This is a genomic window from Staphylococcus sp. 8AQ, assembly GCF_902506595.1.
In the GTDB taxonomy this organism is placed as follows: Bacteria; Bacillota; Bacilli; order Staphylococcales; family Staphylococcaceae; genus Staphylococcus; species Staphylococcus pasteuri.
Genome location: NZ_LR733871.1, coordinates 411,804 through 423,758, shown reverse-complemented (window position 1 = coordinate 423,758; position 11,955 = coordinate 411,804). Strand labels below are relative to the sequence as shown.

The window sequence follows — 11,955 nt, the reverse complement described above, 5'->3', positions numbered from 1 at the left end:
CCCTCATTAAAATTCATTATAAATGAAGTTATTATGTGTATCTCCACTACCATATATTAAATATAAAGCGATAAATATTGCTAAATATAATAAAGTTAAAAGATACGGCTTCATTGCTAGGTAATATTTATTCGTAGGTTCCTTACCTTTAGTTTTCATTGGGCAACTCTCCTAAAATTTACTTATCATAAACCAAAGTTCTTAATCGTCTGTATTCAATGTAAATAATTTTAATATATAATAGATGTTTTATATTTTGTTTTTACAATTCATTATACTCATGTTTCGAATAAAATTCAAAATTATTTTTAGCATAAAAATTTAAGTTAATTACTCCAAGTTGCGTAAGCTATAAATATAGTATGAGCATATTACTTATTGAATAATATTATTTTAAATCTTACGTTGTAATTAAACAATTACAGACGGTATAACAAAATTGTTAGATTGAGCTATTTTAAACATAATAAAAAGCCTATCTATTTAATTAAACTAAATAGATAAGCTTAAATTATAATTAAAACTATGAATTTACTGGGGTAATTGCAGGTTTATCATTTAATACTGCTTTAATATTATCCACGCATAATTGAATCATATCATTCCGTGTATTTTCAGATGCACTACCAATGTGTGGAAGAATCACAGCATTAGGCATTTTTAATAGTGGATGATCCATATCAATTGGTTCTTGTTCTAACACGTCTAAACCGCATGCTAATAACTGTCCTGTGTTTAAAGCATTTACTAAATCTTCTTCATTTACAACGGCACCTCTACCAATATTGATAAATATTGAATCAGATTTCATTTTTTCAAATGCGGATGCATTAAATTTATGTTTGGTTTCATCTGTTAAAGGTGCAGTACATACCACAAAGTCACTTTCTTCAAGTAATTCATCAAATGAAACCCATGTAGCACCCAATTCGTTTTCAGTCGCTTCTTGTCTTGAACGATTATGATATAAAATTTTAGTATTAAAGCCTTTCAAACGTTTAGCAAAAGCCTTACCAATGTCTCCCATACCAAAAATACCAACAGTTGAACCATATACGTCTTTACCAGATAGTAAATATGGTCCCCAACTTTTCCATTGTCCTTCTTGAATATATTGTTCAGCTTCTACAATGCGACGAGCAGTTGCTAACATAAGTGTAAAACCTAATTCCGCAGTCGTTTCAGTTAAAACTTCTGGTGTATTAGTCACAGTGACACCTTTTTGTTTGGCAACATCAATATCTATATTATCGAAACCAACAGCCATATTGGCTACTACCTTTAAATTTGGTGCTTCATTTAAGCAGATTTCATCAATTTTTTCACTTAAAGTAACAAAACAAGCTGTTGCATCTTTGATAGATAATAAGAATTTTTCTCTAGGCATGGGTATAAATTCTTCATTCCATACTTCGACTTCTGCAATTTCTTCTAACTGTGCTATAAACTTTTGAGGAATTTGACGTGTTACAACAATTTTGTTCAATCTTTGAGCCCCTCTCACCAAGTTAATTTGTTAATTCAACAATTGTTTCATTTAAATCTTTAAAAGAATATGTTGGTGGAATATCTTTTGTCTGAATTTCTTCTAGTGTAGTCACACCTGTTTGAACATGAATAGTATCGATACCAACGTTTATACCAGACATAATATCTGTATCATACAAGTCTCCAACCATGGCCACTTCTTCTTTATTAAGTTGCAATAGTTCTAAAGATTTATTCATAATTATCGTTTCTGGTTTACCAATAAACTGTGGTTGTACTCCTGTAGATACTGATACCACACTTGTAATTGCACCATTACCTGGTAAGAAACCTCTTTCTTTTGGTATAGAAACATCAGGATTTGTTGAAATAAATGTTGCTCCTTTTCTGACAGCAAGTGTTGCTATAGCAAGCTTTTCATAAGTAACATTTTCATCAAGTCCGATAACAACATAATCAACATTTTCATCATTTTTAACTACTAGACCCGCTTCAGTCAATGCAGAATGTAGACCTTCACCGCCTAACATATAGACAGATGCACCTGGAGATTGTTCAGAAATATAATCTGCTGTTGCTAAAGCTGATGTAACAATTTCATCAGGTGTTGCGTCGATATTCATTTCATGCAATTTATCTGCAACTTGATCTGGCGTCTTGGTAGAATTATTTGTTACATATAGATGTGGAATTTGATGTTCATTTAAATAATCGATAAATTGACTTGCACCATCAATTTCATCAGTTCCTTTATACATCGTCCCATCTAAATCTATTAAATATGCCTTGTATTGCTTCACTATTTGTTCTCTCCTTTGCCAAATGCAGTAATTGGAACATTTTCATTATTTAAAAATTGAATAACTTCATCAATAAATTGTTTGTAGTAAGGTATTGCTTGATCAAATAACGGTTCAATTTCATTAGTATCAAGTTGAATATAGTTATGTGCAAATTGCTTTCTTACATCTACAGTTTTATTAATATTTTCTTGAGTTTCTTTAGAAATAACATTTTCTAATTCTAAAATATCAATCACGTCTTTATAGTTACCTGGATCTCTTAGAATAAATCCATCAATAATCATATTTCCAATATCTACTGATGATTCAATTAACATTTGTGCGATTCTTTCAAAAGCATAATGATTATCTTTGTTTTGAGTATAATCCTCTGTTAATTGTCTTAAGTAATTTAGTTTTTCTGAAAGTTTATCTTTATCTACAAAATACATTTCCTAATCACCTCTTATTAACTTTATAATATCATAATTTTGCAGTACACTTCATTTGTCGTTATACTTAGGCGTAGTATATTTCGTTTAAAGGGGTTCTACAAATGATTGATATGTATTTATATGATGATGAAGAACAAAGCCAAGTTCAATTTGTTGGATTTGTTGGTGAACATAGTCGATATGACTTAATGCTCGTTCAAACCGATCGACATTATGGTAAAACTTTGGTATTAAATATGCAAACTAATAAATTTGGTATTATTGGATCTGATGATATTGAAGAAGAAGGTTATATCGCTCATATTTTAGGTGTATCTGAAGAAGAAGGCGATGAAATCATTGAATACCTTAATGAAGTGATTCAATAATAATTTTGATATAAATAAAAAGTAAATCTCCCTCCATGTACGTTAATGTATTTGAAGGGAGATTTTTTATATTTATTATTATAAATTAAAATTGATAAATCACTTTTCAGTATCTTGGATAGTTGGTTGTATTTTGACATCATGTAATTTATCATCTTGATCAATAACGGTTAAGTCTTCTGCTTGTTGTTTCACTTCATTTTCTGATAAATGTTTAACTACAAAATAAGGACATCCAAAATTACAATATTCTAATAAATAATCTTGTATACTAGAGAATCTTTTACTAATTTCTGCTTTTTTATTAGTATCCTTAAAGAAACCTTTTAATCTTAATTGGTCATAACCAAAATCTCCTACTACATAGTCATATTTATCTAAAATATCAGAGTATCTATTTGCGAATATTTCTTCATCAAAACAATCTCTATAATCTTCTATTAATTCAAAATACTGTTGCTCTACTTTTATCATAATTTCACCTAATCTATTTCACGATATATTATATCGCTATTTTAACAACACTATATATTTTCATTCAAATCTTTAAACTATTTAGTAAAAATAAGAACCACTTTATTTATTTTCATAAAAAAGTGGCTCTACAGATTGTATATTATTAACTATTTAATTGCTCTTCACCTTGACGTTGTCTTTCTTTGGCAGCTTCGTTAACTTGTTCATCTGCATGGTAAGAACTACGTACTAACGGTCCAGCTTGACAATGTTTGAAGCCTTTATCCATAGCTACTTTTCTCATTTTACCGAATTCTAATGGTGTGTAGTATTTTTCAACTTTTAAATGTTTACGAGATGGTTGTAAATATTGACCAATTGTTAAAATATCTACATCATTGGCACGTAAATCATCCATTGTTTCATAAATTTCTTCCATTGTTTCCCCTAAGCCAACCATTAAACTTGATTTTGTAGGAATATCTGGCTGTAATTCTTTAGAACGACGTAAGAATTCTAATGTTCTATCATAAGTTGCACGAGCACGAACTCTTGGTGTCAAACGACGAACTGTTTCAATATTATGATTTAAGATATCAGGTTTAGAAGCCATTAATGTTTCTAATGCTTCATAATCCCCACCCATGTCTGAAGGTAAAATTTCAATTGTAGTGAATGGGTTTCTTGCTCTAACTTTTCTAACTGTTTCAGCATAAACGTTTGAACCTGCATCACGTAAATCATCACGTGCAACTGCTGTAATAACAACGTGTTTTAAATTCATTAATTCAACTGATTCTGCTACACGTTCTGGTTCATTTAAATCTAATTCATTAGGTAAACCAGTTTTAACTGCACAGAAACGACATGCACGTGTACATACAGCACCTAAAATCATAAATGTAGCTGTACGTCTTTCTCCCCAACACTCATGTATATTTGGACACTTTGCTTCTTCGCAAACAGTGTGTAAATTCTTTTCACGCATCATTTTCTTAAGGCCAGTATAATTCTCGTTCGTGTTCAGCTTAATTTTCAACCAATCCGGTTTTCGTAGTATTTCCTCATTTTTAGTAGCCATAACAACGCATACCCTCCTGTTTAATCTCTCTTTATGTTATTATAACGAAATTAATCATAAATTAAAATCTAATCTACAGTTATTTTAAAATTGTAGTAACTTTTGTTCGAATATATCTCTTAAAAATTCTGGCATTATATATTCTGTTGGAAGCCCTTTTAACATTGGAAAATATCTACCAAACGTGTACATATCAACTGTACCTAATACGTATGATTGATTATCTTGAATTTCTTTTCCATTTATAAAGTAGCGATCTTCTGATTCAATAAAACCTATATTATATAATACATATCCTCCAAAGATATCCCCTCGGAATCCAAGTCCCTGTGCATGTTCATGCATGTATTCTTGTTTCTGACTTTTAATAATTACTTTTTTTAATTCTTCACCTGTTAATTTAACTCTAACCACATTAATAGGATGAGGTAACATTTGATGAATATCAAATTCGGTAATTTCATCAGAATCTAGTCCTTTAACTATTAAACCAGCATTTATAATTGTACAATCTGCATTCGTAAATTCATAGACACTTTCAGCTAATAAATAAGACGTTTTTGTGATAACATCTGTTTTATTTTCTAATTTGATAGGATGGTTGACTACTGGTTTACTCATTAATGCTTTGCCTTCACTATCAAAATCTGTTTCAACTTGAGGCAATTGTTCTAATGGATGCAAACAAGCCGTCTTACTAGTTACCTTTTTATCTTCAATATCTAAATTTACTTCACCTAAAAAATGTCCATATTTACCTGCTGCAGCCATTAATACTCCATTATTCATTTCTCCATGTTCAAAATAGTGATGCGTGTGACTTCCAAGTATTAAATCTATTTCAGGTATTTCCTGACATAATTTTTCATCAAAGAACACACCAACGTGGCTCATCACTATCAAAATATCATATTGATCTTTATGATCATTAATTTCATCTTTAATAGCTTCTAATGGATCAGTTACTACCCAATCTAATGCTCTATAAAACGGCGTAAATGGAGCTGTAGCAGCAACAAATAAAATTCGTACTCCGTTGATTTCCTTTATATAAGATGAAGACATGTGGTTAGGTAAATGTCCTTCTTCATCAAATAAATTTGCACAAATTACTTTAAATTGAGCATCGGTATATAAATTTTGTAAGGCTTCATGCGAAATGGTCATGCCTTCGTTGTTTCCAATTGTCGCAATATCACATTGCGCCTCATTAAGAAGTTCTATATTCTTTTTACCTAATGTAGCTTGGGTAATCGGTGCTGATAAATCAACATGATCACCTATATCTAAATATAGTGAGGGATGTTGAAGTTGGGAACGATGTTCTGCAATATAAGATTGGATACGTGCATATTCATTAAGATGACTATGAATATCATTTGTATGATAAATAGTTAACTTCACAGTACTTCCCCCTTTTCTATTTGTTTTGATAAGTCTATACGTAATCTATCGAGTAATAACTTTTATAGTAGATTATGCTATTAACAATTAATTTAAATAATTGATTTGATGATTAAGTAAGCACCTATTAATAACATCACTGTACGTAATAATGTTACCACTGTATCAGACTTGATTGAATGATTTACCTTAACACCTATTTTAGCACCTATATAACTTGAAATAATTAATACTATTGAATAATCCCAAGCAACATGTCCTTGTATAATATGTCCGATTGAACTCATGACACTTGAGAAAAATATCATCATCATACTTGTACCAACAGCAACATGTGGTGGAAATCTAAAAACAATTAACATTAACGGAGTCATTAATGCACCACCACCAATACCAAATAGTCCAGTAAGGATACCTATGAATAAAGTTGCGACAAATGCTATTAAAGGTGGAACACTATAATGATAGGTTTTACCTTCTGCATCAATATAGGTCTTTTCATATTGTGGCTTATTAAAAACTTTAAAAGGTTTAATTTTGTTTCTTACTATTAATAAAATAGCAACCAAAATCATAAATATCCCAAAATAAAGGTTAAATGATTTTAATGTTAAAAACTGACTCAAAAAAGAACCTAATAATGAACCTGGTAATAAACCAAATAAAAAAATAGAGCCATTTTTAATATCTACTTGTTTAGTTTTTAAATAGCCTAAAGAAGATGATAAACCTGTAACAATAAGTATAACCGAAGAAGTACCTATTGCTATTTGAGTAGTAATACCGTGTAAAATATTATGATCTACTCCTAAATAGACAAGTGTAGGAACAATAATGATTCCGCCACCAATACCTACAATTGAACCAATAATAGCAGATAGACCACCAATAATAATTAATAAAATAATTGTCAATAACATACTTGTTTCGCCTCTTAAAATAGTTTTAATTGTTGTGGTGCTAAACCTTCATAGTCAATGCCAAGCATATCTTGATATGTTTTTGCATTTTGTGCGGCATGACCACCTGAATTGTTATTAAAAACAACATAAACCTTTTTAGCTTTTTGTTCTAAAATTTTAACCTTTTGTGCTAAGTCATATAATTCTTGGTCATTATAATTATATAAGTATCTTACATCTCGCCATTCTTGATCTGTCATATCTTTTTTAGTCCAACCATGTACGTTCCTACCATGATATCTTACAAAAGCAATATCGCTAGTTATTCTATTTACTAATGGGATACTTCCATCTTTGACTTGTGGTTCATCAACAACAGCATGAATAATTTGATGTTCAGTCAAAAATGTTAATGTCTCTTCTTTAAATCTTTCATTAAACCAAGATTGATGTCTAAATTCAACACATATAGGAAAATCTTTTAATTGTTGTTTCACATATAAAATATATTTAATGTTTTGACTTGAACAATCGAACCAAGGTGGAAATTGCACCAATACCATAGCTAATTTGTCATTTTCTTGCAACGGCTTTAACATTTCTTTAAACTTATCAAACAATTCTTGACGTGTTTCTGCAAAATCTCTAAAATCTGCATGCAATGTTAATGCTTGATGAATTTTAACTACAAATTGAAATCGTTTTGGTGTTTCATTTATCCATTTTTGAATATTTCTTTCTGGTTGAATTGCATAATAAGATGCATCTAGTTCAACTATTGGAAAGTGACTTGCATATGTTTTAAGTTTATCGGTTTTTCTCTCTAAATCTTCGTATAACGTATCATGATCTCCCCAACCAGTTAGACCTATATTTATCATTTATATCACCAAACTTATGATACCACAGAATAAATTCGCAATTCACTTTATCAATACGAAATTTACAGATTCTTATTAATTGGTGTACCATAATAAAATTACAATCGAAAATTAAATAGCCTGCGACAATGATGTATGTCTCAGGCTATAATCGGTAGAACAACCTAGCTTAACTTAACGTGTATATGTCACTAGACTTATAAAATCGTAGTGATATTTTATTTTAAGTTCTTTGCTATTAGGTTTATTTGATTAATTATACGATCCATTAATTCTTCTGCTTTTTGTTTTTTAGCTAGACGTGGTGATTGTCCACTCCATATATGAGTTAATTCACTTTCGCCTTGCTGTACTGCAGTTTTACGAATTTGATTTGTCAGTTGATTTTGTATTGGATATTCAGGAATTTCACCTTGATATTGACTCATTTCTTTAACGAATTGATTATTAATACCACGTGCATTTTTACCGCTAAACACATTGGTTACGATGGTATCTGTTTCTTTACTATTTAATATGGCTTCTTTTAGTAAATCATTAGCTCCGCTTTCATTAGAAGTTAAGAAGGCCGTACCCATTTGTGCACCTTGAGCACCTAACATAATACTTGCTAATAGACCTCTTTCATCCATTATACCTCCTGCAGCAACTACAGGTATCGACACGTGATCAACAACTTGAGGTACCAATGACATCGTTCCAATCATTGGCTCTTCACTATCCCCTAAACGTAAAAATGATCCTCGATGTCCTCCCGCTTCACTACCTTGGGCTATAACAATATCCATACCAGCTTTTTCATTTTCTATAGCTTCTTCTACTGTTGTAGCTGTACCAATTAATATTACATTATTTTCTTTTAGTTTCTCGATAATTTGATGATCAGGAATTCCAAAGGTAAAGCTACATACTGGAACTTTATATTCAATAACTTTATTTACAGCATCTTTAAATTTTTGGCTTTCCTCAATATTAACCACAGGTTCTTCTAAATGAAACGCTCTTCTATATGGTTTCAACCATGCATTCATATGTTCAATTTGGTCTGGGTTGACACCTGTGTTTTCTTTAGGTACAAATAGATTCACACCAAATGGTTGTTTTGTTAATGATTTAACTGTTTGAATTTCACTTTCTAACTTTTCAATACTAAAATAACCCGCACCAATCGTTCCTAATCCACCTTTTTCACTAACAGTTGCTACTAAAGATGGGGTCGTACTACCTGCCATACCAGCTTGAATAATAGGATATTGAACCTGTAATGTTCTCGTTAATTGATTATTATTCCACATTTGATTCACCAACTCTTACTAATTATTTTCTATTTCTATTTGGAAATGTTTGTTTCTTTAACTTTTCTTCTTCCTCTTTATCTAACTCATCTTCTATTTCCATACCTAGCAATGTCTCTATTAAATCTTCATGAGATACTATGCCATCAGTACCACCAAATTCATCTAATACTATAGCTAAATGCTTTCTTGATACTGTCATTTTTCTAAGTACCCATTCAGCTTTATTATGTTCATTCACGAATAATGGTTTTGATGAAAATTTTGTGATTGATTCATATTTTTTCTTACTCCATGCTAATAAGTACTTAGAATGGAATACGCCTACAATATCATCTATATCTTCATCATATATTGGATACCTTGTATATGGTTCATTCATTACCGTTTCATATGCCTCATCAAATGACGTAGTTTTGGGAAATGCAACGACATTCACTCTAGGTGTCGTATCAACATCTTTGACCTTTAAGTTTTCAAAATCTAGTACACCTTTGAGTCGATTTTGTTCTGTTTCATTGAATGCACCCTCACGTCCTGCAATCATTAACATTGTTCTTATTTCTTCTTTAGAATACTTACTTTGTTCCTTTTGTCCTTTTGACAATAATTTATTAATACTATCTGTAATAGCATTTAATATTTTAGTTATTGGTTTAAGTATAATAACTAAAATATTAATAACTGGATAAACCAATCTTGATATTTTATCTGGAAATGTTGCTGCGATTGATTTAGGAATAACTTCAGATACCAAAATAATGACAACAGTAATTACAGCAGATGCTATACCCACATTGACGCCAATGTTAATTGCTAAAATCGTTACTAATGTAGGTAAAATGATATTTGCAACATTATTACCTATCAATATAGTAGTAATAAATTCAGTTGGTTTATCTAATAGTCGGGATAATCCCTGTGATTTTTTATCTCCATTTTTGGCTTCAGCTTGAAATTTTGTTCTATTTGCTGCAGTTAATGCAGTTTCACTTCCTGAAAAGAAAAATGATAATAAAATTAAAAATATGATAGCTATAATCATGAAGCATGCTCCCCGTTCATAATAGTTATATAAATATTGAATTATAAATTTATTCCCCTGAACAAACTTTTGTAAACTATTACAATATGCTGCTTTAATTAATATAATATTCAACTTCTGTGAGTAACCATGAATCATAAAAAGTGGACAATAAATAGAGTTTAGTCAATTTATTATCCACTTCTATTTGCTATTTAATTTCATACTAAATTTAAACAAATCATAAATTAGTAACTAAAAAAACACCAAGCTATTATACCTATACGTAAAATAGCTTGATGTTAGTAGAGGAAGTTAGCCGATACTGCCTTCCATTTCGAATTTAATTAATCTATTCATTTCTACCGCATATTCCATTGGTAGTTCTTTAGTGAATGGTTCAATGAATCCCATAACAATCATTTCAGTCGCTTCTTCTTCTGAGATACCACGACTCATTAAGTAGAATAATTGTTCTTCTGAAACTTTAGATACTTTAGCTTCGTGCTCTAATGAAATATTGTCGTTAAATACTTCATTATAAGGGATTGTATCTGAAGTTGATTCATTATCTAAAATTAATGTGTCACATTCAATGTTTGAACGTGCACCTTTAGCTTTACGTCCAAAATGAACAATACCACGATAGATTACTTTACCACCGTTTTTAGAAATAGATTTAGAAACAATTGTTGAAGACGTATTTGGTGCTTTATGAATCATTTTAGCTCCAGCGTCTTGTACTTGTCCTTTACCAGCAAATGCGATAGATAATGTACTACCTTTTGCACCTTCACCTAATAATACACAGTTAGGGTATTTCATAGTTAATTTAGAACCTAAGTTACCATCAACCCATTCCATATTACCATTCTCATGAACAAATGTACGTTTAGTAACTAAGTTATAAACATTGTTTGCCCAGTTTTGAATTGTAGTATAACGGACGTGTGCATCTTTATGGACAATAATTTCAACTACAGCTGAGTGTAATGAACTTGTTGTATAAACTGGTGCAGTACAACCTTCAACGTAGTTTACTGAAGCACCTTCATCAGCAATGATTAAAGTACGTTCGAATTGACCCATATTTTCAGAGTTAATACGGAAGTATGCTTGTAATGGTGTATCTAATTTAACGTTTTTAGGAACGTAAATGAATGATCCACCTGACCATACAGCTGAGTTTAACGCCGCAAATTTATTATCTGCAGCTGGAATAACAGAAGCAAAGTATTCACGGAATAAGTCTTCGTTTTCACGTAATGCACTGTCAGTATCTTTGAAGATAATTCCTTTTTCTTCTAATTCTTTTTCCATATTATGGTAAACAACTTCTGATTCATATTGTGCAGAAACACCTGCTAAATATTTTTGCTCAGCTTCAGGAATACCTAATTTATCAAATGTACGTTTGATTTCTTCAGGTACTTCATCCCATGAACGCTCAGTGTGTTCTGATGGTTTTACATAATAAGTAATATCATCAAAGTTTAATTCTGATAAGTCACCACCCCATTGAGGCATTGGCATTTTATAGAATAATTTTAAAGCTTTCAGACGGAAATCTAACATCCATTCTGGTTCATCTTTCATTTTAGAAATTTCTCTAACTATATTTTCAGTTAGACCTCGTTCTGATCTGAAAATGGAAACATCTTCGTCGTGGAAACCATATTTATAATCCCCAACATCAGGTGCTTTTTTAGCCATTTCAATCACTCCTTATATATATTTAAACGTCATGCGCGAGATTTTTAATTACAAGTATAAAATTGTCATCATATTATAACAATGATTATCGAAAGTAAAAAGCCAA

General features: G+C 30.7%; 13 protein-coding genes. 1 reads left to right on the top strand and 12 read right to left on the bottom strand.

Annotation, left to right across the window (positions count from 1 at the left end; translation table 11 throughout):
• Positions 1 to 6: 6 nt before the first annotated feature.
• The 4 genes from GVY01_RS02265 to GVY01_RS02250 all read right to left on the bottom strand — a co-directional run bounded on the left by GVY01_RS02265 (position 7) and on the right by GVY01_RS02250 (position 2,722).
• Positions 7 to 159: a teichoic acid D-Ala incorporation-associated protein DltX gene (locus tag GVY01_RS02265; protein WP_017637455.1), complete on the bottom strand. Its 153-nt coding sequence runs from the start codon at positions 157 to 159 to the stop codon at positions 7 to 9.
• Positions 160 to 523: 364 nt separating this feature from the next.
• On the bottom strand, positions 524 to 1,486 hold the full coding sequence (locus GVY01_RS02260; protein WP_017637456.1) for a 2-hydroxyacid dehydrogenase: 963 nt from the start codon (positions 1,484 to 1,486) through the stop codon (positions 524 to 526).
• A gap of 22 nt (positions 1,487 to 1,508) precedes the next feature.
• A complete protein-coding gene (locus GVY01_RS02255; protein ID WP_017637457.1) occupies positions 1,509 to 2,288 on the bottom strand; it encodes a TIGR01457 family HAD-type hydrolase in 780 nt (259 codons plus the stop codon).
• Complete coding sequence (locus GVY01_RS02250) at positions 2,288 to 2,722, bottom strand: DUF86 domain-containing protein (RefSeq protein WP_017637458.1); 435 nt, start codon at positions 2,720 to 2,722, stop codon at positions 2,288 to 2,290. Before GVY01_RS02250 ends, GVY01_RS02255 begins: the two co-directional genes overlap by 1 nt.
• Before the next feature lie 104 nt (positions 2,723 to 2,826).
• On the opposite strand from GVY01_RS02250, the gene GVY01_RS02245 reads away from it, so the two are divergent.
• Positions 2,827 to 3,093, top strand: coding sequence for a DUF3055 domain-containing protein (locus GVY01_RS02245; protein WP_017637459.1), 267 nt, complete (start codon positions 2,827 to 2,829; stop codon positions 3,091 to 3,093).
• 99 nt (positions 3,094 to 3,192) lie between these two features.
• On the opposite strand, the gene GVY01_RS02240 is transcribed toward GVY01_RS02245, so the two are convergent.
• From GVY01_RS02240 to sufB, 8 genes are all read right to left on the bottom strand, one after another.
• Positions 3,193 to 3,567 carry a YutD family protein gene (locus GVY01_RS02240; protein ID WP_017637460.1) on the bottom strand — a complete coding sequence of 125 codons (375 nt, stop codon included), beginning with the start codon at positions 3,565 to 3,567 and terminating at the stop codon, positions 3,193 to 3,195.
• 145 nt (positions 3,568 to 3,712) lie between these two features.
• The gene (gene lipA, locus GVY01_RS02235) at positions 3,713 to 4,630 is read right to left on the bottom strand and encodes a lipoyl synthase (protein WP_017637461.1); all 918 of its coding nucleotides are present in this window, start codon (positions 4,628 to 4,630) and stop codon (positions 3,713 to 3,715) included.
• Between the two features lie 84 nt (positions 4,631 to 4,714).
• A complete protein-coding gene (locus GVY01_RS02230; RefSeq protein WP_108016877.1) occupies positions 4,715 to 6,034 on the bottom strand; it encodes a bifunctional metallophosphatase/5'-nucleotidase in 1,320 nt (439 codons plus the stop codon).
• Positions 6,035 to 6,126: 92 nt separating this feature from the next.
• Complete coding sequence (locus GVY01_RS02225; RefSeq protein WP_017637462.1) at positions 6,127 to 6,954, bottom strand: sulfite exporter TauE/SafE family protein; 828 nt, start codon at positions 6,952 to 6,954, stop codon at positions 6,127 to 6,129.
• 14 nt (positions 6,955 to 6,968) lie between these two features.
• Entirely contained in the window at positions 6,969 to 7,817 is an 849-nt protein-coding gene (locus tag GVY01_RS02220; RefSeq protein WP_017637463.1) for a DUF72 domain-containing protein, read from the bottom strand.
• A gap of 218 nt (positions 7,818 to 8,035) precedes the next feature.
• Complete coding sequence (locus GVY01_RS02215) at positions 8,036 to 9,112, bottom strand: NAD(P)H-dependent flavin oxidoreductase (RefSeq protein ID WP_017637464.1); 1,077 nt, start codon at positions 9,110 to 9,112, stop codon at positions 8,036 to 8,038.
• A gap of 22 nt (positions 9,113 to 9,134) precedes the next feature.
• Positions 9,135 to 10,157: a hemolysin family protein gene (locus tag GVY01_RS02210; RefSeq protein WP_017637465.1), complete on the bottom strand. Its 1,023-nt coding sequence runs from the start codon at positions 10,155 to 10,157 to the stop codon at positions 9,135 to 9,137.
• Between the two features lie 294 nt (positions 10,158 to 10,451).
• Positions 10,452 to 11,849 (bottom strand): Fe-S cluster assembly protein SufB, encoded by a 1,398-nt coding sequence (gene sufB, locus GVY01_RS02205; protein WP_017637466.1) that lies wholly within the window; start codon positions 11,847 to 11,849, stop codon positions 10,452 to 10,454.
• Between the last annotated feature and the right edge of the window lie 106 nt (positions 11,850 to 11,955).

What these genes read in the sequence shown, in the direction of transcription:
- GVY01_RS02225 (WP_017637462.1), bottom strand. Translation starts at nt 6,954, where the DNA reads ATGTTATTGACAATTATTTTATTAATTATTATTGGTGGTCTATCTGCT.
- GVY01_RS02210 (WP_017637465.1), bottom strand. Translation starts at nt 10,157, where the DNA reads ATGATTATAGCTATCATATTTTTAATTTTATTATCATTTTTCTTTTCA.
- GVY01_RS02220 (WP_017637463.1), bottom strand. Translation starts at nt 7,817, where the DNA reads ATGATAAATATAGGTCTAACTGGTTGGGGAGATCATGATACGTTATAC.
- GVY01_RS02265 (WP_017637455.1), bottom strand. Translation starts at nt 159, where the DNA reads ATGAAAACTAAAGGTAAGGAACCTACGAATAAATATTACCTAGCAATG.
- lipA (WP_017637461.1), bottom strand. Translation starts at nt 4,630, where the DNA reads ATGGCTACTAAAAATGAGGAAATACTACGAAAACCGGATTGGTTGAAA.
- GVY01_RS02245 (WP_017637459.1), top strand. Translation starts at nt 2,827, where the DNA reads ATGATTGATATGTATTTATATGATGATGAAGAACAAAGCCAAGTTCAA.
- GVY01_RS02240 (WP_017637460.1), bottom strand. Translation starts at nt 3,567, where the DNA reads ATGATAAAAGTAGAGCAACAGTATTTTGAATTAATAGAAGATTATAGA.
- GVY01_RS02250 (WP_017637458.1), bottom strand. Translation starts at nt 2,722, where the DNA reads ATGTATTTTGTAGATAAAGATAAACTTTCAGAAAAACTAAATTACTTA.
- GVY01_RS02215 (WP_017637464.1), bottom strand. Translation starts at nt 9,112, where the DNA reads ATGTGGAATAATAATCAATTAACGAGAACATTACAGGTTCAATATCCT.
- sufB (WP_017637466.1), bottom strand. Translation starts at nt 11,849, where the DNA reads ATGGCTAAAAAAGCACCTGATGTTGGGGATTATAAATATGGTTTCCAC.